The organism is Vibrio sp. 10N.261.51.A3 (assembly GCF_041471965.1).
Classification (GTDB): domain Bacteria; phylum Pseudomonadota; class Gammaproteobacteria; order Enterobacterales; family Vibrionaceae; genus Vibrio; species Vibrio crassostreae_C.
In genome coordinates this window covers 12744-34654 of sequence record NZ_JBFRPK010000081.1, presented here as the reverse complement: position 1 = coordinate 34654, position 21911 = coordinate 12744, and the positions used below count along the sequence as shown (strand labels likewise).

Sequence of the window (21911 nt, the reverse complement as noted above, 5' to 3'; positions counted from 1 at the left end):
CCACCTTCTTCTCTCCTTGAGGCCTTTGATATGTCATCAGCTGCTTTGAATTTACAACCTAACAAACTGACTTCCCCATTAATTGCGACTCAAGCACCGAGCTTGAAGCCACTTACATCCAAAAAGCCAGACTTAAACTCGGCAATGCTTAACTTAATTGAAGAAGTTAAAAACGAACTCCCACTTTACGAGTCAGAGACGTTTATCTGTGGTCCAAAAGGAAATTGCTCGGGTTGCTCTAAGAAACTACTTGAGATGGTCGACAGCGAGTTAATGTATTGGGAGCACAGTATTTCCATTGGCCAAGGCCCTAACTTCGAAGAACTGCGCCGCTTTGGTAAACTATGCAGCAGCGTTCGACGTGGTTTAGAGCGTAACGGTTTAGTCGAAAAACGCCCAAAGAAAAGATAACAAGCCAAGTCTATAATCATTACAATGTGTCGCTGGCGATTACAAGCTACCCTGATTGGGCTGGAAACCTATATTTACATGCTTATATTTCAGATCCGACCTTGCATTAAATTACCCATACAAAACGAGAGAAAAGTCACAATGTGGCGTTAATTTCGTATCAAAATAGCACACGGTAACCGATATTACCGCCACTTAATCACACGCCTATAGAACCAAGAATGTTTCGCTCCATTTTTACTTTTTTGATACTTATTTTTAGTACTTGCCAAATAACTTACGCTGAACCTTTAAGATTGCCAGGTAAACCGAATGACAAAAAACTGCACCTTACTTTGGTTCAAGAAATTGTTAATCGCTCGAGCCGATTCGATGAAATCGAGTTTGTCTATCAAGCAACAGGGGAACCTGCTCAATCAAGAGTTATGGCGGATTTAGAGTCGGGAGAGATTGACCTTTATTGGTCAGCGACCAGTCTCGACATGGAAAAACGCTTTGCTCCAATATTGTTCCCTATATATCGAGGAATGCTTGGTATGCGAATCGGATTAATTCATGAAAAAGATAAACAATTACTCGCAAACGTAAGATCTAAAGCGGATTTCACGCGCTTTAAAGTTTGTTCAGGGAAAACATGGCCAGACACATTCATTCTTGATGCCAATGGTATAAAAACCGCTAAATCGCTTAAATATCCAAATATTTTTGAGATGATGCTTGCTGGTAATCGGTGCCACTTGTTTGCTCGTGGTGTCATGGAACCATTTGCAGAAATGCAATCATACCCAGAACTACCTTTAGCTGTTGATAGTCATGTCATGCTCCGCTATCGCATGCCATATATGCTCTTTGTCCAAAAAGAAAACACAAAACTTCAGCAACACATCACAGAAGTGGTTGAAGAAATTTTCGCTGATGGCACCTATGAGAAACTCTTTTTCGAAGACTCCGAAGTAAGAATGGCGCTCTCACGGGCCAACCTTTCAGAGCGAACTATTATCGATCTTGAAAATCCATATCTGACCGAAGACACCCGCTCTATCCCAGAAAAATATTTCTTTGATCCGCTTGCCAACTGAGTACATTTTTATGAACCAAATAACAAAAAAAATGGTTTTACTGATCGCTGCAGTGATGCTTATTGTTGCTGCTATCGCTTTGCCAATCCAATTTATGATTAACCAATCAAACGTTACTGATAAATCTTCACAAGAAATCCAGCGTATAACCTCTGAATTAAGTGTGATATTGCAAGAACCTGTTTATGCATACGATAAGACACTGATACTTAATATCATTGAAGCGTATTCAAATAATGACGTAATCGCAAACATTCAAGTGCTCGATCAAAATAACAACATATTAGGTAGTGTTAATCCACGTGACATTGATGAATCCTCATCGATGGCTATTTCATGGGATTCATTGCCTATCGGTAAAGTTAATGTTGGTTTTAACCATGATGTGACGAATGCTAATTTAATGAACTCTATGCAACTTGCGATTAGTATTTTGCTTTGCATATTTATTGCTAGCCTGATTCTGATTTCCATAGTCCTCGATAGAAAAGTCGTCAGGCCCATCAAAAACATGGCTGATTCAATGAATGAAATTGCTTCTGGTGGAGGAGACCTCACTTCACGTGTTGCGGAAGTAGGCAATGATGAAGTCACATCACTTGCGAAAGCATTCAACCAATTCGTTGCTACTATTCAATCTATCATTCTCGAAACATCGAACACGACCAAACTGTTGGATAAGAGTGGCCACGGTATATCGCAACTACGTGATGAAATGAACCAACAAAGCCAACGACAATCTTTGTTAACTCAAGAAAGTTTGCACAGCATTGAGCAATTTGATTTAGCAACCAAAGAAATTGCTGTTCATACGGAAAATACGCTGTATCAATCAAATGATGCACTCGAGCTTTGTCAGCAAAGTGGTCACACAATCGATATCAATGAACGTAATATTGATGACTTGGTCGTAAGTCTGGAAAGTGCAGCGGAATGTGCGAATTCACTAAAAGTAAGCAGTGATGATATAGGTCGAGTGATTGTAGTCATCAAAGCGATTGCGGAACAAACTAATTTATTGGCATTGAATGCAGCTATTGAAGCGGCACGGGCCGGTGAGTCTGGCCGTGGTTTTGCGGTTGTTGCGGATGAAGTGCGCTCATTAGCGTCTAAAACCCATGATTCAACCAATGAAATTGAATCTATTATTGAACGCCTACAAAAAGAAGCAAACGAGTCATTTGTTGCAACACAGAGCTCGAAAGCTTTAGTGGAGCAAACAAAAACCAGCGCAGATGAAATACAGCAAGCACTATCGAGCATTATCTCTTCCGTAACGTCCATCAATGGCATGGTAGATTCTGTTGCATCCGCCTGCGAAGAGCAGTCAAACGTTAGTTCAAAAGTCGCAAATGACATGCAGTCTCTTGATAGTAGTGCAAAAGAACTAGTTAACGTGAATGACGATTTGGCAAACGTATCCAATGATATCTTGACGCAAACTACTGTCCTCTCCACTCAGATTGCTAAATTTAAGTTCTAAGTATACCCTCAAGCCAGCATAGGTACTTGCTGGCTTGAACCTTTCAACTCGATGTTAAACATTTAGAGGTCACAAATCCTTGCTGATTTTAGAGCTTTGAGATAACTAATCATACAAAACCTAAAGATACTATCACACCAATTAAAAACCTATTTTGGACAACGGAGAGCCACCTTGAAGAGACCACAACCAGTACTGGGAAAGACCGGTATGCTATTTTTTCTCGTCATAATAAGTGCTTTCCCTCCATTGACCATCGACCTTTACCTACCTGCGCTTCCGCAGATGGTCGAGGTGTTTAATACTGACCGATCCATGGTCAACCTAACCCTGAGCAGTTACTTCGTTACTTACGCCATCGGTCTTTTGTTCTGGGGGCCGCTCAGCGAAAAATTCGGTCGTAAGCCGATCCTATTAATTGGATTAGCGGGTTATATGGTCGCGAGCATATTGTGCGCGATGACCAATAGCATCGAACAGTTAATTGGTGCTCGTGTATTCCAAGCCTTTGCTGGTAGTGCTATCACCGTTATCGCTACCGCCATTGTCAAAGATCTTTATGATGGCCGAGAACGTGAAAAGATCATGGCGACTATCATGTCACTGGTGATCATCGCGCCAATGGTTGCGCCTGTATTTGGTGCCTTTCTACTGAAAATTGCGTCTTGGCGAATGATGTTCGTCACCCTCGCCATTTTTGGTGCATTTGCGTCAGTATTAGCTTGCTGCTATCGAGAAACGCTCGAAACCAAATACCAAGGTTCCATGTTCCGTTCATGGGGAAGAATGGGCGTGGTCATGAAAAACCGCTCGTTCCTCAAGCTACTGGTCATTTTCTCTATCATACCGATGGCGTTGATGGGCTTTCTTGCGGCGGGTTCTTATATCTACATCGATCACTTTGGATTGACCGAACAACAGTTTAGCTACGCGTTCGCATTCAATGCATTATGCGCCTCATTTGGTCCAACAATTTACATTAAGTTGTCCTACCGAATGCCGGTTCAAAAGGTCATCTCAGGATGTTTTGCTTTATTGGCGCTTGCGGGCATCTTCACCCTAACCATTGGCGACCTGTCCCCTTGGTTCTTTATGTTCATCGCTGCTCCAGCAACATTAATGGCGATCATCATGCGAGTACCGGGCACCAACTTAATGTTGAATCAACAAGATCATGACACGGGCTCTGCCGTCGCACTGATACAGTTCTTCAGCATGATTTGTGGCTCGCTTGGCATGGTATTAGTTTCAATCCGCCCAGAGTCACTGATTGAAAACCTAGGCTTTATCCAATTATCCATCGGTACGCTAGGCGGCCTGATGTGGCTAATGGTCAGAAACAAAGAGTTCGTGACTAATAAGCTGAATTAAAGCTCTCAAGCCTAATTGTCATTCACACTACAATAAACTTGAAAACCGCTATAACGAAATTAGAAACCGTCTACATAGGCGGTTTTCTTGTATTTGAAGACGTACATTGAATTTTCAAGCCATGAGTTTCACGCACAAAAAAGCTCCTATTAAGGAGCCTTCTTATCAGAGCCAGTGAGCACTCAGTTTGGTCAATTATTACTAAGCTTGAGCCACTTGACGTGCTGGGTGTTTAATGAACACAGCAACGACTGCAAGCGCGAAACAGTAGTAAGAATTAGCCACGATATCCAAAGGCGATAAGTTAAATACCGAACCTAATAGCAATACCTGTGCACCGTAAGGCAATACGCCTTGAATCACACAAGAGAAGATATCCAATAAGCTGGCAGAGCGACGTGGAGAAACGTTATTTTCTTCAGCTAATTGGCGAGCCACACTACCAGACACAATAATCGCTACCGTGTTGTTTGCAGTACATAGGTTCACCATTGATACCAAGCCCGCAATACCCAACTCACTCGCACGGCCATTCGCTTGCTTAGAGTGTGAAGAGCCAAACGCACGAATCACACCACTTACTAAGCTAGTCAGGAACGCCAATCCACCTTGGCGACGCATTAGCTCACTCAAACCACCAATCAGCATCGACAGTAAGAAGATCTCCTGCATGTTGCCGAAGCCTGCGTAGATATCTTGAGCGTAATCCGTCATACCGTAGTTCTCAACAGAACCTAGGCTCACGCCACCCGCCAGCAAGATACCAATCGTCAGCACAACGAATACATTCATACCCGATACAGCAAGAATCAAAATAGTGATGTACGGAAGGACTTTCAGCCATTCAATTGGGCCTGTTTCAGGAACTTGAGTTGCTGTGTTGTTGAAAGCAAAGATAACAATCGCGATAAGTGCAGCAGGAAGTGCTATACGGATGTTCTCTTTAAACTTGTCTCTCATCTCACAGCCTTGCGAGCGAGTCGCAGCAATCGTGGTATCTGAGATGATAGAAAGGTTGTCACCAAACATAGCGCCACTTAGCACCACGCCAGCGGTTAGAGGAATACTCATGCCAGCTGAGTCAGCAATGCCTAGTGCAACAGGAGCAACCGCAGCGATAGTACCCATAGAAGTACCCATTGCCGTCGCAATGAACGCCGAAATAAGGAAGATGCCCGGTAGGATCATGCTCGTTGGGATAGCCGATAGACCAAGGTTTACCGTCGCGTCCACACCACCAGAAGCTTTAGCCACAGCAGCAAAAGCACCCGCTAATAGGTAGATCATACACATTGCAATAATGTCTTTGTGACCCACGCCACCTAAGAACTGCTCGATCGCACGGTTCAATTTATCTTTGCTCAATAGCAGCGCTAACATCACGGCAGGCAGAGCCGCAATCGGAGCTGGAAGCTGATAGAAAGCAAAATCGACGCCTTGTAGCGACAGGTATGTACCCACGCCAATAAACAGCGCAAGGAAAACGATCAGAGGGATAAGCGCCACTGCCGAAGGGGCAATTACCGCGTTAGAATTTTTTGAATTGGACATGGAACGACAACACAATAGAACAGGAAGGAGAGCAGACTAATGTCACACTTAGAACTTGTCAACGTCTAGACGTCTAAACGCCTAATTTAATGCAAAGTAATAAGAACCCTATTGAGCATCACGTAATAAAAAAGGCTATTTACTCATCAGTAAACAGCCTTTCGATAACAGATAGTGCGTCGCTAGAAGTTAGCGTTTCTGCTTGAAGGTTACTTGGTATTCGCCAATACCTTCATAATGGAAGGTCGTTGGTTTATCGAATTCCATTTCCACGATACCGCAGTAAGAGCCCGTGATAATTGCTTCACCCGCTTGGAAATCAACACCACGACGCGTCATGTAGTTAATCAGCCAGTAAATTGGGCTTGGTGGCAGTGTATTCGGGTGCTTACCGTCGAATGCTTGAACTTGCTCGCCTTGAGTCACTTCAATACTGATCTCTGCAGAAGTGAACGCTTTTTCGCGATCAATCTCAGGGCCAATGAATAAGCCTTGGTTTACTAGGCCATCGGCCAGTTTTTCATAGAACTCAGCGCCGCTGTCATCCGCAAAACGAGATTGCATTAACTCAAGTGCCATGTGACAAGAACCAATCGCTTCGTTGATTTGCTCTTCGCTGTAGCCATCTTGGTTTGCAGGCAGACTCTTAGCAAGAGTAAATGCAATTTCAGGCTCAACACGCACTACATCGTTGTCTGCAAACAGTTCACAAACTTCGCCTTGTTGAACGCTGCCCGAGAAGATTGGCGCAACAACAAACTTGTCTTCAGCCAGAGGAAGTAAGCACTTCCAACCGCCGACTTTATCGCTTTTCAAATCGATCATTGAAGATTGGATCTTTAGCGCATCTTCCAAGTTATTCGGACGGTACTGTTCGTCCAATCTTGGTGCTTTGGTGCCAGCAACGCGACGACTCAACAGTTCTTCAGCTGCTTGTTTAAATACATTTGTCATATAATACCACCTTTAGTTTTATGACCAGTATAATATCGGATTTCTTAAAGCTTGAATAGACAATTCAACAACGGTGCTACACCGAAAATTCAGCCATCAATTTTCGCATATTCTAAACGCAAACAACTGAAATTATTTTGATTTAAAGACAACAAAAGCCAGTAAGTTCGTTACTGGCTTTTCGATGTGTTGCTGATGGTTAGGCTTTACTGCCCTTTCAAGGTCTTCTTAAGGTTTTGCATGAAGTCTCTGAAGTGAGGCATAAAATTAACAAACAGAGGATGCTTTCTATCTTGCATCATCAATGGGCCGAGTAAGCGGATACTCACGCCTAGTCGTGCTGCTGATTGCTCATCTAAGCCGCTGTCTTGTTTGATCTTCTCAACAATCGCGAACATGTTTTCTCTGTCTTCAATTTCAAACTGCATGGTTTGAAGTTCGCGGTCTTCTTTAACGCTCACTTCTTCAATAGTGATGCGGTAGTTATTGTGTTTGCCTGTAAATGCTTTCATGTGGATCTCCTACAATGCTGTGAAATGTTTTGGCTAGCTCTTCATGAATCGTTCTAGCTTAGGTTTAACCGTCATCGACATTACGACCATGATCGCAAGGCCAACAGGAAGCGCGGCAATAAATCCATTAAACCATCCACTGGTAAACGCCGATGTATCCGAAAATCCAATGTTATTTGCCGCTGTTACAAATGCCATCATGGACTCCATTATGAATGCCATGATCAGTCCTACGATCAGGTTGCGAACTTTCTCGCTATAAGTTGTGAACACTCTAGCAACGGCTTTGGTGACTAAAGCCATCATCACCGTGCCCATTGGCATCATGATCACGACAACAAGGGCTAACGAAGAAAGCCAGTTGCCAATAAATTCCTCGCCGAATCCGACATTCATGTAAGTCATCACAGCCGTTAAACTGCCGCCAATCGTCAGCATTAAGCTCATCATGACCAAAACTTTGTATAAAACCGGTGTGCCTTTTTGCTCAGGAAGAGTTGGCGTTAGAGTTGCTTGAATCGTCATATCTATTTCCTGTCTTGAATTTACGAACAATTAAGTTGATAATGTCAACTATAAATACAGTAGTTGATAATGTCAACTATATTTCTAAGGATCGTTTATGTCTGATAACACATCGCTAGAATCAATCTTTCGTCTAGTGCACTCTTTGAAACGTCAAATGAGCGAACAGATTGAGAGCTTAGACTCAGAGATCGCACCTATGAACATTCGTGTCATGAAGATCATTACTAAGAAGTCTCCATGTACCGCTATCGATATCGCACACTTCCTAGATCGTGATAAAGCACAGGTCACTCGGCTCATTAATGCCTTGATCAATCAGGAACTTGTGAAGAAGTCTCCGAACCCGGAAGACAAGCGCAGCCAGTTATTGGTTCTGACTGATAAGGGTCAAGAGATCATGAGTAAGGTCTCGGATATCGATCGAGACATGCTGAAGAGAATGACCAAAGGCATGGCCGAAGACGAGTTAGAACAATTCAGAAAAATTGCGAAGAAAATGGCGCAGAACTTAGAAAGCTGATCTTAAAAATAAAACTAAAATACGCCACCGAATCGTAAGATCGGTGGCGTTTCGTGTATAAGTTGGGTTGTACAGCTTAGTGGTTTAGCTATGTCTATTTGGACGACAGCTCTAATTCGATGCTAGTTTCCACCATGCCTGAACAGGTACAGGCTCTGAGATCACCAAACGTTCACCCATCACCGGGCTTACCATTTGTACATCTCGCTCTTTGCTTATCGCCAGTGCTTGTTCCATTGGGTCTTGCCAATCATGCATAGAAAGGTCGAAGGTACTGTTGTGGATTGGCATCATCACCTTACCTTGCAGATCAATGTGTGCCTGAACACTCTGTTCTGGGAACATATGAATATCCGCCCAAAGTGAGTTATACGCACCCGTTTCAACCATGGTTAAATCAAACGGCCCAAAACGGTCGCCAATCTCTTTAAAGCCATTGAAATAACCAGAATCACCGCTAAAGAAGACTTTCTTGTCTGAAGCGTTAATAACCCAACTGCCCCACAGTGTTTGGTCACGATCAAGCAAGCCACGACCAGAGAAATGCTGTGTCGGTGTCAACGTGAACTCAATGTCTGAGGCCGTTGCCGATTCCCACCAGTTCAATTCGATGATCTTCTCTTTATCCACGCCCCACTTTTCCAACAGTGCACCCACTCTTAATGGCACTAAGAACGTCCCTACTTTGTCGGCTAATACCTTCACGGCACCTTTGTCTAAATGGTCGTAGTGATCATGGCTGATCACTACCACATCGATGTCAGGTAGATCTTGCAGTGAGATTGGGGTTGGGTGAAAGCGCTTTGGCCCCATCCATTGCACTGGTGATGCTCGATCACTGAACACAGGGTCAGTCATCACTAGCTTGCCATCTAGCTTCATCATCACACTTGAGTGACCTAAGCGGTACGCAACGTCTTCTGTCTCTTCGATCAATTGCTCGGCTGTCATCGGAATCAAAGGCAATGCAGCACGTGGCACTGGCTCATTTCTTTCCACGGTTACATACGCTTTCAAGATTGAAAAAATATCAGACATGCCCGATTTGTACTCTAACTCACTGTTAGCAAACTTCTTTGGAAGCTTATCTAGATTGTCATTTGATTGTGAACCTGTGCTTACGATAGCGACCACGGCAAGTACTCCTAAAATCGGTAATAGATATTTTTTCATTGGTATCTCTTCAACCGTTGGGAAAGACCCAACTCAAAAACTACACTGACTAGTTTATATACCAAAACCAAAAAGTAAACCACAGAGTGTAATTTTTAATTTATCTAGACGTAAGCGTGTCAAAGTCGATTTTGGAAAAACCAACTTTGGCAACGAGTTAACTTAGTTATTTAGCTAGTCAGAAAGGTTAATCAGCAGACCATACATTCTTGAAATCTGGCCATCCCCAGTTGGTGATGGCTACGTTTTTAAGAATCCCTTGGAAACGAACGGTCTGTAAGTGATGGAACATAGGCACTAACCAATAATCTGAGATCAGAGTAGACGCGATAGGTTCTAGCTCTGCCAAGTAATTAGGCAGTTCCACGGATGCTTTATGACTATCCAAGCGCTGCTTGAGCCAATCGCTGTTCATCTCTCCTAAAGCAGAGTGCAAAACAGGATCGTTCATCATCCACGAGAACAGCGAAGATGGCGCATTATCATCGAGATTCAGGTTACACAATACCAAATCTTCTTTTAAATCGCCACTCTGAGATAACTGAGCCAATTCTCGAAAACTGTAGGTGTTCACCTCAACTTCCACACCATATCGTTTGAGTATGTCAGATACGCAAATCGCACATCGATACAACGCATAATAATCGTAAACCGCTATACTCATCTTTTTCGGCAGTTGTGTCTCTTTCGAAGGCGTTCGATACAATTTCTGCCAACTTGGCAGTATATTTTGAGCTAAAGAGACACTAAACAGACCCTTGTTATGTTCCAACTGTGACAAAATCGCTTGTGGGTTGGTCAGTTGTGAAAGGTATTTGCGCTGCTCATTATTTAGTGGGTTAGCCGCTGAGTTCTGATTGAACAGGATAAACAAGCATCCATCCTCGACTCGGCTACGAAGGCCGTCTGTGTCTGCTGAAACAAGTTCCGCATCGCTTTTCCCTAATTGATGGAAACAAGAAGAATTTCCATAAGGCGATACGTGCATTTGGCTGTCATCGAAACGAGCAGTGCCCGTCATTGATTCCTCAAACTGCCAGATAGTCACCTCATCGGTTAACGAGCGGCAACCATAATAGTGTTCAAATGCGGCAAGCTTGATTCGTTCATTATTGGTCTCAACCACTTTGAAGGGGCCGGTTCCAATCACAGCATGAGAGACCGAATTTAATGGCGATGGCTCTCGTGTGACTTGCGCAGCAGGTTGAATCGAATACTTAACGCCAGCTAATAAGCCCGCGAACCCGGTGTCTGCTTTGGTGAGTTGAAAGCTGATCCTCAATGGCTGTTCACTGTAGATGGAAGAAACATGATCTAACTCAGCTTGATAGAAAGGCAGAGCTTGTAAAGCAGTAAACAAAGCAACCAGCTGCTTGGCATCAACTGGCTGACCATCATGAAATGTCAGACCGGGGCGCAGATAGAAAGTCCAAACGAGCTTTTCAGCATCATATTGCCAATGATGCGCCAGTTCAGGCTTTAACTCACCTTTACCATTACACGTCACTAGGCAGCTAAACACCTGTCTGATCAAAAATCGTTCGCTACTGCGGTGTATATGGTGCGGAAACAAATCCTCAAACTTACGCTTATAGGTTAATTGAACGTGCAGCAGCCCTTCACGCATGGTCGCGCCGGAAGTTTCTTGCAGTAAAGAACCAAACACAGCGCGGTCATTATCCAATATGGAAAGTGCTTTTTCGTACTTGCCCTGCTCTATCAGTTTAATTGCAACATGCTGCGCCAACTCTGAATTGCTAAAACGCAGTGTTAAGTTAGAGCGTTGATTCCTGCCAACTTTTGGCTCCCACACCACCCATTCAGCTTGATGCATCTTACCAAGTAAAGTTCGAGCGTGACGCAAGCTTGTAAACAGCATATCCGCTACTTCGGCTAGGGTGACTGAATGAGAAATGTTTGGCTCGAACGATTCTAGCCGCGTGTAGTAACGCATCATGTTTAGATCAGACAAATAGTGAACCTTTTAAAGATAGCTCTTCCTAATTAAGCTCATTATAAAACACATTCATCAAAAAGTAGTGTAATGCGACCAAAACAGGAACAACCAATAAAAATACCATCTGTTTTTTAGTTCCTCTTAATTATCCATAATGAACGGGTCAGCAACAAACCATAGGTTGTAAATAAAGCCTAACCAGAGAGAGTAATGACCATGAGAAAATACTATCTTAACAAGCTAAAAAGCACCTGCAGTAAGCTCGAAAGAGAAGCACTACGAACACTTTTAGATCTATGTAACTGGCGTTATTAGTACACTTTTTAGCACCGAGTAAACGCGAGTTGGGTATAACCTAATATGCTCCTACCCCCAATATGAGTTAGGTCTCAACTCGCTTTTCCATTCCAATTCCCCTCTCAAGCCTGCTGTACCAATAGCTCACACAATCGATAAATTTCCGTTGTCGACTCGACAAATTTAATTCGTTTTCTTAGTTGAACGAAAAGCCTTAAGGTTCGCCCCGAAGCAAGCAAGGAGCCTCAGAAAAAACTGAAAGCTCAGCTAACAACTAATTTATTTGCAGTTACCAATCAGGTATTAACTAAGGAAACGCCATGCGTATCGCAATTCTTTCTCGCAACGAAAATCTATACTCTACCGCTCGTCTAAAGCAGGCTGGAGAAGCACGTGGTCATCAGGTCGATGTTATCGACACGTTGCACTGTGATATAGATATCGCGAGTAACAATCCGAAGATTCGCTACATGGGTGAAGAGCTACCTCAATACGATGCTGTTATTCCACGTATTGGCGCTTCCATTACCTTTTACGGAACTGCGGTTGTTCGCCAATTTGAAATGATGGGCACTTTTTGTATCAATGAGTCAGTAGCAATCAGTCGCTCTCGCGACAAACTGCGCTCACTACAACTGTTGTCTCGTAAAGGTATTGGCTTACCAAAAACAGGTTTCGCTAGCCGCCCAGACAAGATTCAAGACCTGATCAAAAACGTAGGCGGCGCGCCACTTGTGATCAAGCTTCTTGAAGGCACTCAAGGTATCGGCGTTGTACTAGCAGAAACAAACAAAGCAGCAGAAAGCGTTATCGAAGCGTTCATGGGCCTAAAAGCGAACATCTTGGTTCAAGAGTTCATTGAAGAAGCAAATGGCGCAGACATCCGTTGTTTTGTTGTTGGCAACAAAGTAATTGCTGCAATGAAGCGTCAAGCTGGTGAAGGTGAATTCCGCTCTAACCTGCACCGTGGCGGCACTGCTCAGCTGGTTAAACTAACCAAAGAAGAGCGCGCAACAGCAATCAATGCAGCGAAAATCATGGGATTAAACCTATGTGGTGTAGATATCCTACAATCTAAGAACGGCCCAGTAGTAATGGAAGTAAACTCTTCTCCAGGCCTAGAAGGCATCGAGAAAGCAACGGGTAAAGATGTAGCAGACATGATTTTCGAATTCATCGAGAAGAATGCAAAACCAAACGCTAACCGTACTCGTGGCAAGGGCTGATTGAATACCGATAACTCATGATTGGAAAGAAAATGAACAATAAAATGATCATAGGGAATACCGAAGCACTTTGCTTACCAGAGTTAGGGATAACTGGACTACATACACGTGTTGATACAGGGGCTAAAACCTCTTCTCTACACGTAGACAATCTACTATGTGTTAAATCAAATGGTGAGAAATTCGTAGAGTTCGACCTTCACCCAGACGTTTATCACCTAGAAGAGACGGTGCGCTGCAAGGCGAAACTGAAAACAAGTAAGAAAATTAAATCATCTAACGGCGAAGTTGAACACCGTTGCGTGATTGAAACCATGCTAAGAATCGGTGGCCAACAATGGCCGATCGATATCACGCTAAGCAACCGTCAAGACATGACTTACATGATGTTGCTTGGACGTCAAGGCATGAGTGACAAAGTGATTGTTGACCCTGCGGGTGAATTCCTGCTGACTCACTAATCCGAGTCATCGTAACCGCTCCACAGGTTATAACTAAAGCTACTCACAACGATATAAGGCCAGTCTCATGACTGGCCTTATTGCTATCTATTTTTCTATTTCTACTTTCAGCTCTGAATACACGACTTTGCATTCAGACTTCTGATCTATTTCTTCGATTTACCATGAGATTGAAAACCAAATCGCCCAATCGATAAAAGTAATTTCTTGGTTTTGATTTTCGTCACTCGCCAATGTGTAACAGGCCTTCTTGGGGCACTCATCAGCAGGTGTTCAAAAGCCTTCTGACTGAAATCGACTTGCCCACCATGCGCCACCAGCAAGGTATCGAGCTGCATGTCATAAATGCGCGATACAGACGCTCGATACTTATTAGGGTGAAAGATAGGAAACGGCGGAATCAGCTTCTTCTTAACCTCGACCATTAAATCGGCAACATAAGCCACGCTGTGTGATGGGCAATAGACCGAGAGATCACGGTCGGTATGGCCCGGTGTTTCAAGAACCAACCAATCATCAAACCCTGGAATACTATCCCCATCAGACAGCTTGTAGTCCGGCTTTAACTTTCTTGAATACCATAGGTTTGCTTTAGGCTTGCCTAAGCGGTTCGCCATCCACCTAGCAAGCGCTAAGTCGGTCAGGTGCATCAAAATGCCATCGATGCCGTGATACCAATCTTTGTCTCTGTTTGCTGCCACCAAATGACAATTAGTCAGCTTTCTGAGCGTATGCGCTGCCCCTGCGTGGTCCGGATGCATGTGTGTAACAACCACAGTATGTAGGTCGCTAAATTCACGGCCAAGCTCATCTTCAATGAAAGCCCTAAGATGAGGAATATCCGCACGGCACGCACCATCAAGTAACAGCAACCTATCTGGGTACTCTACGAGATACATGTCTTGGATATAGCCTTTGATGGTATGCAGCTGCAAAACCGCTCCTTGTGATAAAACAACTGGTCAGACCTACACCATAGCAAACTCACATTTATTTGTAACAAATTTGTTAACTATAAAATCACATCAAAGTACCATGCTCTTCCGCTCTTTTATCGTGACGACAAAATACGTGATTTGTTGACCTAAGTTATTAGGACTATATATGCGCCTCTAATTTATTGTCTGAGTGCTATACATGAACCAACTAATCGATGCTCTTTCCACCCAAGGCTACTTTGTTTGGGATGACTTCTTAACGCATGAAGAAGTGGTGGCATTGAGGGATTGCATTCCAGAGAACTGGAAAAAGGCTAGGATTGGCCGTAACGATGAAGTAACGCGAGAGTCGACCATTCGTAGTGACAAGATTCAATGGGTGCGCCGCGATATGGGTCAGCCAGCATCTCTGTTCCTAGACAAAATGGAACAAATTCGTTTAGCGGCAAACCAAGCGTTCTTTTTGGGTCTGTTCGAGTACGAAGCGCACTTTGCTAAATACGAAAAAGGCGACTTCTACCAGAAGCACTTAGACTGTTTCAAGGGCAATGAAAACCGCCGCCTGACCACTGTGTTCTATATGAATGATGAGTGGACAGAAGAAGACGCTGGTGAACTTGTGGTTTACGACCTAAAAGACAACCACATCGCGACCATTCTACCAAAGTCAGGCCGCTTATTTGTGTTCTTATCTGAACAGTTCCCACACGAGGTACTGCCGACAAACACAGAGCGATTCAGTATTGCAGGTTGGTTCCGTATTAACGGCGTGAAAGACAACCAACTCGATATCGCACACTAGAACAAAGCCGATTATAACAAGCTCTAGCTTATTCAAAGCCTCTCCTTCGAGAGGCTTTTTTATTGAACAAATATTAAGCAAGCATTCAACAACAAACCTCTCAAAAACCGCACGTAATAAATATCAAAATCATCAATAACTTTTCTCTTAAACCAAATCGAAATGAATCTTTCATATCAGTGAAACGGTTTAGCCACTTAAGTGAAATACGCCCTGTTCAAGATAGCTTCAAACGACACCCCTACCGTCTCGTTAACACTCTAATCCAATACCTCGACATCGATTTCATCCAAAAGGAAACGAAGATGAATAAGCTAATTTTGGCAGGCGTTCTTTCTGCGACAGCGGCAATGCCAGCGTTCGCAACGACTCAAGTCACTTGGTGGCACGCAATGGGCGGCCAGCTTGGAGAAACAGTAAACAAAATTGCGACCGACTTTAATGCGTCACAAGATGATTACCAGATCACGCCAATCTACAAGGGTTCATATACAGAGACCTTAACAGCCGGTATCGCGGCATACCGAGCAGGTGAAGCACCTAATATTCTGCAAGTCTTCGATGCAGGCGCAGCAACCATCATGAACGCGAAAGGCGTCGCGAAACCGGTACAGGATATTCTGGTTGAGTCGGGCTACAACTTTAATTCAAACGATTACCTAGCGGGCGTTCGTAACTTCTATGCCGACAACCAAGGCAAGATGGTTGGTATGCCTTTCAACAGTTCGACACCGGTTCTTTACTACAACAAAGATCTTCTCGCGGAAGTGGGTGCAGACGCGCCTAAAACTTATGAAGAACTAGAAGTCGTTGCTAAGAAGCTGAAGGCAGAAGGACACATCGCGTTTTCTCAATCTCTGACGCCGTGGATCATGTTTGAGAACTTTAAGTCTCGCCACAACCTGCCGGTCGCAGATCAAAACAACGGCTACGATGGCTTGTCCACTAAGATCATGTTCAACACCAAAGACATGATGATGCACGTTAGCAAGATGAAAGAGTGGTCAGATCTCGGTTACTACAAGTATTACGGCAGCGACTGGGATGCAAACCAAACCCCTTTCGAGCGCCAAGAAGTGGCAATGTGGATGGGTTCTTCAGGCTCATTCGGTGGCTTACGTAACCGCGTACCTTTCGAACTCGGCACCACATACCTTCCATACTGGAAATCGGTTAACCCAGACGCAGGCTTAACCTTCATTGGCGGCGCAGCTCTGTTTGCACTCAATGGTCATGACCAGCAACAAGACAAAGGTGTCGCAGCGTTCTTTGATTACCTGACTAAGCCTGAAACTCAGGTTTACTGGCACAAAACCACTGGCTATGTACCTGTAACAATGGCTGCTTATGAGCTAGCGAAAGAGTCTGGCTACTACAACGAACAACCAGACGCAGAAGTGGGTGTTAAGCAGCTAAGCCTAAAATCGGGCGAGTGGACTAAGGGCTACCGCTTAGGTTACTACCCTCAAATTCGTGAAGTGATGCATCGTGAATTCGACAATATCTTCGCCGACCGCTCTAGCGTCGAGAACAGCCTAGATAAAGTCGAAGATGAGAGCAGCAAACTGCTGAAACGCTTCGCTCGTACGATGAACTAATTTAGCTTTTTAACCAAAGCAGATTACTGAGCTAAAGGCTTTACAACCGAAAGCTGTTCATTGCTCCTCACCACTTGTCACTGAGTTATTAAAAACGCAATGGCAAGGAGTGAGGAGATTCTTCACTAGCGCCATTTCTTGCTCCAAAAACTACAACTCAACTGGATGCATTCCTTTGCTATAGCGCTAGTGCTCACCGTAACTAACAGTGATAACAGTCACTAATTTTTGGGGATTACCCTGTGGAACGACGTCAGCAATTCTTTCACTCTCCGCTGCCTTACCTATTTTTGGCGCCTCAGATACTCATCATTGCGGTTTTCTTTATCTACCCTGCGGCAAAGGCAGTTTACCTGTCCTTCATGCTAGAAGACCCTTGGGGCACCTCATCGATATTCGTGTGGTTCGAAAACTATCAGATGCTATTCGAATCGAGCGAGTATTTGAACTCGATTGGCTTCACATTAATGTTCGCAATCGTGGTCTCTTTCTTATCGCTTGCCTTAGCGCTGCTGCTCGCGGTTAAAGCCGACAACATCATTCACGGACAAGGCGCTTACAAGGTCACTCTTACTTGGGTTTACGCGGTTGCTCCTGCGATTGCAGGCGTAATCGGTGCTTTCTTGTTTAACCCACACATTGGCGTGTTTACCGAGATATTTGCGGTTATAGGTTGGGACTTTAGCTTCCAAACCGACCCTGTGGATGCCACGTTTGCTCTGATTTTGGTTTCGGTGTGGAAACAGGTTTCGGTGAATTTCATCTACTTTCTAGCTGGACTTCAATCGATCTCTTACGCCGTAAAAGAAGCGGCAATGCTCGATTGTGTCAGCGACTCAAAACGTTTCTGGACCATTACTTTCCCGCTACTCGCACCTACAGGCTTCTTTCTTCTGGTCATCAACCTCACCTACTCGTTCTTTGAAACCTTTGGCGTGATCGACACCATGACCAATGGAGGCCCGGGTGGCGGCACAACGTCGTTGGTGTACAAGGTCTATCGAGACGGGTTTGTTGGCGCAGATTTAGGCGGCAGCTCTGCGCAGTCAGTTGTGTTGTTGCTATTGGTGCTCACTCTTACATTTATCCAGTTTCGCGTTGTAGAAAAGCGTGTTCATTACTAACCCACTACAGCTAGGTTTTAACGCGACAGGAGTTATTTATGAAAAGTAATAAGGTCTCTGACCACCTAATTTTAATTGCTGGGATGCTGTTTATGTTGGTCCCTATTTGGCTAATCTTCGCCAGCTCGACGCATAACCCGAACACCATTGTCAGCGAAGGCCTGCAATGGGTACCAGGCGATAACTTTACGGCCATTTATAGCGAAGCTTGGAACAAAAGCATGGGCTTCAGTGGCGAAGTCACCGCCAGCAAAATGATCTCCAACTCGATGATCATGGGGCTAGGTTTTGCGATCGGTAAGATCATCATTTCGATGATGGCTGCGTATGCTTTGGTCTACTTCAGACTGCCTTATGCTACAGCTTGGTTCTGGTTGATCTTCGTGACGCTTTTGCTGCCATTAGAAGTGCGCATTATCCCTTCCTATGAGGTTGTCGCTGGGCTTGGGCTTCTTAATAGCTACACAGGTTTAATTCTGCCTTTGATCGCCTCAGCCACCGCGACGTTCTTTTTTAGGCAGTTCTTCAAAACCATCCCCGATGAATTGTTAGAAGCCGCTCAGCTAGATAACGCAGGTCCATTTCGATTCTTTGTCGACATCTTATTGCCACTGTCTAAAACCATGATTGCCGCAATCTTCATCATCATGTTTGTGGTGGGTTGGAACCAATATCTGTGGCCAATAATGATGACCACGGACGAAGGCTACAACACCATCGTGATGGGCATCAAACAAGTACTCAACAACATCAATGAAACCAGTTTACCGCGCTACGACTATGTTTTTGCCATGGTGATTTTAGCTATGTTACCACCCGTTTTAGTGGTGGTTGTATTTCAGCGTTGGTTTGTAAAAGGGCTAGTAGAAAGTGAAAAATAATAACGACACAAATCAAATGAATGATAACCGCATTCAATCACTCGCTGAGTACAAGATGTCTCACCTGCCTTCTCACCGAGCTATCCACAAAAATACAGAGGACACCCCGATGCCAAAGTTAAAACAAACGTTAGGGCACACCCAAGCCACTCACAACCATACGCACAAAGCACCTACCATGTTAGGCATCAAAAACTTGGTAAAGACTTATGAGAACGGTCATCGTGCAGTGAAAGATGTCTCGCTTGATATCGAAAAGGGTGAATTTCTTGTATTAGTTGGCCCATCGGGCTGCGGCAAATCTTCTATCCTACGTTCAATTGCGGGTCTGGAAAGCATCTCTGGCGGTGAGATTCACTTGGGCGGCCGTCGTGTTGATAACGAAAAGCCAGCTCAACGAGATATCGCAATGGTCTTTCAAAATTACGCACTCTACCCTCACATGACGGTATACAAAAACCTCGCTTATGGTTTAAAGAACCGAGGCGTCAGCCAACACGTGATTGAAGAGAAGATTGAGAAAGTCGCCAAGACACTGAAAATCGAAGAGTATCTAGACCGCAAGCCAGCCAAGCTTTCGGGTGGTCAGCGCCAGCGCGTTGCTATGGGACGAGCGATTGTACGCGACCCTCAACTGTTCCTGTTTGACGAGCCTTTGTCTAACCTAGATGCCTCATTGCGCGCTCACATGAGGTTAGAAATCAAAAAGCTACAACGCGAGCTAGGCGTAACCAGTGTTTACGTGACTCATGACCAAGTCGAAGCCATGACACTGGCAGATAGAATCGTGGTTCTCAACAAAGGTCAGATAGAACAAGTCGGCACACCAAGAGAAGTTTACCACCAGCCTGCCAGTACCTTTGTGGCAAGCTTTATTGGCAGCCCCGCGATGAACTTCCTAACTGCCACGCTCGATGATGGCTATCTTGAAATCGGCGAGCAACAAATGTATCTGCCAGAGTACGCGCACGTTAAGGACGCGACTATCACGCTTGGCATTCGCCCTGAACACTCTGAGGTTTGTTCCGAATTAAAGATGAACACCTTGCCTCTCGAACTGCGTATCAGTGTGGTTGAGCCATTGGGGCCGAATCAATTGGTTCATGGCCTTGTGAACGACCAACCCTTTATCGCCGTCACGCCAGAAACGACACTATGCCAAGTACTGCCGCTCGGATTAAGCATTGATAAATCTAACCTGCATATTTTTGACAGTCGTGGAAAGCGTATTCAGCCGAATAACTTTACTTCACAAGAGTCACGCGAAGAGACGACAAGCATAACGACGGCTCTCGCTTAATCGAGTACACTGATATTTAATGCGTTTTTACGGTGCGTCTTTAAGAAGGATTAATTATGTCGTCTATCATCGTAGGTCATCGGGGTGTAGCAGGTACTCACCCAGAAAATACCAAAGCAAGCATTGAACAAGCCGCTAAACTCGGCTTGAAATGGATTGAAGTAGATATTCAGCCAACTCAGGATGATCAACTTGTGGTTTGTCACGACCACACCCTTGAGCGCTGCAGCGATGGCAAGGGTCGTGTCGACGAACACACCCTTGCAGAACTGCGTCAGCTCGATTTTGGCAGTTGGAAGTCTGAGCAGTTCGCTGGTGAAAGAATATTGACGTTGGAAGAGTTGCTCGCGCTTGTTGAGCAGCATGATCTCAGCGTGAACTTAGAGATCAAAGTCGACAGTCGACATCAAGCGCCTCATGTCGTTGATTTGCTGCATACCGAGTTGATTCGTTCAAATCTAGACACCGACAGAGTGCTGCTTTCAAGTTTCAGCCATCAAGTGGTTTCTGAAATGGCTCTTCACCTGCCGAGATACCGCGTAGGTGTGATCACAGAGCAGCTGACTCAAGCCGACTTGATGTTGATTGACGAGGTTAAAGCGTTCAGCTGTCACATGAACTACGAGCATGTGAATCAGAGCGATCTTGATACACTCAGTGAAGCAAATATTCAAACTTGGTGCTACACAGTAAACGATCCCTCTCACTTCAAATTCATCTCAAAAGTAGATGCCGTATTCACTGATCTTCCGAATCAATTTACCTCTATAAATTGACCAAGCGAATACTGCAAAAACAACCCCGAGAGACTTTAAAATTAACTCTCGGGAAACCTTAAAATTAGGTAGCAAACACAAGTGAGTAGGAGTACATTCCGCTACTCACTTGGTTTCATTAGCTCGCTCTATTTAGACAGCTTCATTGGTTACTTAATTTATGGATCTCATTTTTAGTCCAACCTTCCCAATTTTGGGTGCAATCTTCATTTTCGCCGCTATTGTTCGTGGCTTCTCAGGTTTCGGTTTCACCTTAGTGGCATTGCCATTAAGTGCGTTATTCGCGCCTGTTATCGAACTGGTTCCCGTCTTCATGTTGATCGATCTCCTAGGCAATGTTCAATTACTGCCTAAAGTTCGAAAGCACGTTAACTGGCGCTGGGTTTTAAAGGTGTTTATCCCTTGTTTTGCCTTCACACCAGTCGGCCTACTTCTGCTTAAATCCGTTAGCCAAGACACGATCATCTTGATCATCAGTGCCTTCATTTTTGCGTCTGCGCTTATGATCTATAAAGGCTTCCAGTACAAAAGCGAACCTAGATTTGCTCCCTATATTCTAGGCAGCCTTGCAGGTGTAATGAACGGCGCGGCTTCGATGTCAGGACCTCCAATTGGCACTCATGCATTGGCAAGCCCAGTCGCTCCGCACATTGCTAGAGCCGGACTGATAGCCTTCTTTGTCTTGGCGGATTCCACTGCATTTGTTTCGGCATCTATCGCTGGGTTAGTCGACCGCGATGTAGTTTGGCTGACTCTCGCGCTTCTACCAAGCAGCATGTTTGGCGGTTATGTGGGTTCTAAACTGTTCGAGAGATTTGGTGGAGCGAAGTTCAAGCCAGTCACCATTGCATTGCTGATTGTGATTGCAATATTCAGTGCAGGTCGAGTCATACTGTAACTGGCTTTAGCGGTTAAGTTTGGACGTTGCTTTTACGAATTGGTTTCGCGAATTGATTGCGCTAATTGACT

Annotated in this window: 21 protein-coding genes; 14 read left to right on the top strand and 7 right to left on the bottom strand. The window is 44.5% G+C overall.

All coding sequences use genetic code 11. The features are described from left to right. Positions 1-30: 30 nt before the first annotated feature. From AB4371_RS18555 to AB4371_RS18540, 4 genes are all read left to right on the top strand, one after another. Positions 31-411 (top strand): hypothetical protein, encoded by a 381-nt coding sequence (locus tag AB4371_RS18555; protein WP_017064884.1) that lies wholly within the window; start codon positions 31-33, stop codon positions 409-411. A gap of 221 nt (positions 412-632) precedes the next feature. Continuing rightward, a complete protein-coding gene (locus AB4371_RS18550) occupies positions 633-1490 on the top strand; it encodes an ABC transporter substrate-binding protein (RefSeq protein WP_102394170.1) in 858 nt (285 codons plus the stop codon). Then, on the top strand, positions 1480-2973 hold the full coding sequence (locus tag AB4371_RS18545; RefSeq protein ID WP_240698176.1) for a methyl-accepting chemotaxis protein: 1494 nt from the start codon (positions 1480-1482) through the stop codon (positions 2971-2973). The genes AB4371_RS18550 and AB4371_RS18545 overlap by 11 nt, the downstream gene beginning before the upstream one ends. A gap of 210 nt (positions 2974-3183) precedes the next feature. Further along, positions 3184-4344, top strand: a complete 1161-nt coding sequence (locus AB4371_RS18540; RefSeq protein WP_102394171.1) for a multidrug effflux MFS transporter — start codon at positions 3184-3186, stop codon at positions 4342-4344. Between the two features lie 201 nt (positions 4345-4545). Here the strand turns inward: AB4371_RS18540 and AB4371_RS18535 are convergent, their stop codons facing one another. From AB4371_RS18535 to AB4371_RS18520, 4 genes are all read right to left on the bottom strand, one after another. Then, the gene (locus AB4371_RS18535) at positions 4546-5895 is read right to left on the bottom strand and encodes a Na+/H+ antiporter NhaC family protein (protein ID WP_372150459.1); all 1350 of its coding nucleotides are present in this window, start codon (positions 5893-5895) and stop codon (positions 4546-4548) included. Between the two features lie 189 nt (positions 5896-6084). Further along, positions 6085-6849 (bottom strand): hydratase, encoded by a 765-nt coding sequence (locus tag AB4371_RS18530; RefSeq protein WP_372150458.1) that lies wholly within the window; start codon positions 6847-6849, stop codon positions 6085-6087. Positions 6850-7055: 206 nt separating this feature from the next. Continuing rightward, positions 7056-7361 carry a DUF3861 domain-containing protein gene (locus tag AB4371_RS18525; RefSeq protein ID WP_017069212.1) on the bottom strand — a complete coding sequence of 102 codons (306 nt, stop codon included), beginning with the start codon at positions 7359-7361 and terminating at the stop codon, positions 7056-7058. Between the two features lie 33 nt (positions 7362-7394). After that, the gene (locus AB4371_RS18520; protein WP_372150457.1) at positions 7395-7886 is read right to left on the bottom strand and encodes a DUF2798 domain-containing protein; all 492 of its coding nucleotides are present in this window, start codon (positions 7884-7886) and stop codon (positions 7395-7397) included. Between the two features lie 97 nt (positions 7887-7983). Between AB4371_RS18520 and AB4371_RS18515 the strand changes: the two genes are divergently transcribed. Further along, complete coding sequence (locus AB4371_RS18515; RefSeq protein WP_017060573.1) at positions 7984-8409, top strand: MarR family winged helix-turn-helix transcriptional regulator; 426 nt, start codon at positions 7984-7986, stop codon at positions 8407-8409. A gap of 111 nt (positions 8410-8520) precedes the next feature. Here the strand turns inward: AB4371_RS18515 and AB4371_RS18510 are convergent, their stop codons facing one another. Then, positions 8521-9582, bottom strand: a complete 1062-nt coding sequence (locus tag AB4371_RS18510; protein WP_029235615.1) for an MBL fold metallo-hydrolase — start codon at positions 9580-9582, stop codon at positions 8521-8523. Positions 9583-9769: 187 nt separating this feature from the next. Beyond that, a complete protein-coding gene (locus AB4371_RS18505; protein ID WP_372150456.1) occupies positions 9770-11554 on the bottom strand; it encodes an SgrR family transcriptional regulator in 1785 nt (594 codons plus the stop codon). 602 nt (positions 11555-12156) lie between these two features. On the opposite strand from AB4371_RS18505, the gene rimK reads away from it, so the two are divergent. Next, positions 12157-13062: a 30S ribosomal protein S6--L-glutamate ligase gene (gene rimK, locus AB4371_RS18500; RefSeq protein ID WP_004740040.1), complete on the top strand. Its 906-nt coding sequence runs from the start codon at positions 12157-12159 to the stop codon at positions 13060-13062. Positions 13063-13094: 32 nt separating this feature from the next. Next, the gene (locus AB4371_RS18495) at positions 13095-13523 is read left to right on the top strand and encodes a RimK/LysX family protein (RefSeq protein WP_004740039.1); all 429 of its coding nucleotides are present in this window, start codon (positions 13095-13097) and stop codon (positions 13521-13523) included. Positions 13524-13669: 146 nt separating this feature from the next. Here the strand turns inward: AB4371_RS18495 and AB4371_RS18490 are convergent, their stop codons facing one another. Then, the gene (locus tag AB4371_RS18490; RefSeq protein WP_017067276.1) at positions 13670-14458 is read right to left on the bottom strand and encodes an MBL fold metallo-hydrolase; all 789 of its coding nucleotides are present in this window, start codon (positions 14456-14458) and stop codon (positions 13670-13672) included. A 202-nt stretch (positions 14459-14660) separates the two neighbouring features. Here AB4371_RS18490 and AB4371_RS18485 point away from each other — a divergent pair, with 202 nt between their 5' ends. The 7 genes from AB4371_RS18485 (at position 14661) to AB4371_RS18455 (ending at position 21840) form a co-directional block, all read left to right on the top strand. Beyond that, positions 14661-15263 carry a 2OG-Fe(II) oxygenase gene (locus AB4371_RS18485; RefSeq protein ID WP_372150455.1) on the top strand — a complete coding sequence of 201 codons (603 nt, stop codon included), beginning with the start codon at positions 14661-14663 and terminating at the stop codon, positions 15261-15263. A gap of 305 nt (positions 15264-15568) precedes the next feature. Beyond that, positions 15569-16861: an extracellular solute-binding protein gene (locus tag AB4371_RS18480; protein WP_372132552.1), complete on the top strand. Its 1293-nt coding sequence runs from the start codon at positions 15569-15571 to the stop codon at positions 16859-16861. 242 nt (positions 16862-17103) lie between these two features. Beyond that, positions 17104-17985: an ABC transporter permease subunit gene (locus AB4371_RS18475; protein WP_017064901.1), complete on the top strand. Its 882-nt coding sequence runs from the start codon at positions 17104-17106 to the stop codon at positions 17983-17985. 38 nt (positions 17986-18023) lie between these two features. Beyond that, positions 18024-18866, top strand: coding sequence for a sn-glycerol-3-phosphate ABC transporter permease UgpE (gene ugpE, locus AB4371_RS18470; protein ID WP_372126745.1), 843 nt, complete (start codon positions 18024-18026; stop codon positions 18864-18866). Next, entirely contained in the window at positions 18856-20166 is a 1311-nt protein-coding gene (gene ugpC, locus AB4371_RS18465) for a sn-glycerol-3-phosphate ABC transporter ATP-binding protein UgpC (RefSeq protein ID WP_372150454.1), read from the top strand. The genes ugpE and ugpC overlap by 11 nt, the downstream gene beginning before the upstream one ends. A gap of 56 nt (positions 20167-20222) precedes the next feature. Further along, on the top strand, positions 20223-20942 hold the full coding sequence (locus AB4371_RS18460; RefSeq protein ID WP_372135117.1) for a glycerophosphodiester phosphodiesterase family protein: 720 nt from the start codon (positions 20223-20225) through the stop codon (positions 20940-20942). A 160-nt stretch (positions 20943-21102) separates the two neighbouring features. Next, the gene (locus tag AB4371_RS18455) at positions 21103-21840 is read left to right on the top strand and encodes a sulfite exporter TauE/SafE family protein (RefSeq protein ID WP_102394179.1); all 738 of its coding nucleotides are present in this window, start codon (positions 21103-21105) and stop codon (positions 21838-21840) included. Positions 21841-21911: the final 71 nt, after the last annotated feature.

Bases quoted from the DNA above. Each gene is read 5' to 3' on its own strand.
- AB4371_RS18520 (WP_372150457.1), bottom strand. From the start codon at position 7,886: ATGACGATTCAAGCAACTCTAACGCCAACTCTTCCTGAGCAAAAAGGC.
- AB4371_RS18460 (WP_372135117.1), top strand. From the start codon at position 20,223: ATGTCGTCTATCATCGTAGGTCATCGGGGTGTAGCAGGTACTCACCCA.
- AB4371_RS18540 (WP_102394171.1), top strand. From the start codon at position 3,184: ATGCTATTTTTTCTCGTCATAATAAGTGCTTTCCCTCCATTGACCATC.
- AB4371_RS18515 (WP_017060573.1), top strand. From the start codon at position 7,984: ATGTCTGATAACACATCGCTAGAATCAATCTTTCGTCTAGTGCACTCT.
- AB4371_RS18485 (WP_372150455.1), top strand. From the start codon at position 14,661: ATGAACCAACTAATCGATGCTCTTTCCACCCAAGGCTACTTTGTTTGG.
- AB4371_RS18455 (WP_102394179.1), top strand. From the start codon at position 21,103: ATGGATCTCATTTTTAGTCCAACCTTCCCAATTTTGGGTGCAATCTTC.
- ugpE (WP_372126745.1), top strand. From the start codon at position 18,024: ATGAAAAGTAATAAGGTCTCTGACCACCTAATTTTAATTGCTGGGATG.
- AB4371_RS18535 (WP_372150459.1), bottom strand. From the start codon at position 5,895: ATGTCCAATTCAAAAAATTCTAACGCGGTAATTGCCCCTTCGGCAGTG.
- AB4371_RS18555 (WP_017064884.1), top strand. From the start codon at position 31: ATGTCATCAGCTGCTTTGAATTTACAACCTAACAAACTGACTTCCCCA.
- AB4371_RS18550 (WP_102394170.1), top strand. From the start codon at position 633: ATGTTTCGCTCCATTTTTACTTTTTTGATACTTATTTTTAGTACTTGC.
- AB4371_RS18480 (WP_372132552.1), top strand. From the start codon at position 15,569: ATGAATAAGCTAATTTTGGCAGGCGTTCTTTCTGCGACAGCGGCAATG.
- AB4371_RS18510 (WP_029235615.1), bottom strand. From the start codon at position 9,582: ATGAAAAAATATCTATTACCGATTTTAGGAGTACTTGCCGTGGTCGCT.
- AB4371_RS18495 (WP_004740039.1), top strand. From the start codon at position 13,095: ATGAACAATAAAATGATCATAGGGAATACCGAAGCACTTTGCTTACCA.
- rimK (WP_004740040.1), top strand. From the start codon at position 12,157: ATGCGTATCGCAATTCTTTCTCGCAACGAAAATCTATACTCTACCGCT.
- AB4371_RS18530 (WP_372150458.1), bottom strand. From the start codon at position 6,849: ATGACAAATGTATTTAAACAAGCAGCTGAAGAACTGTTGAGTCGTCGC.
- AB4371_RS18525 (WP_017069212.1), bottom strand. From the start codon at position 7,361: ATGAAAGCATTTACAGGCAAACACAATAACTACCGCATCACTATTGAA.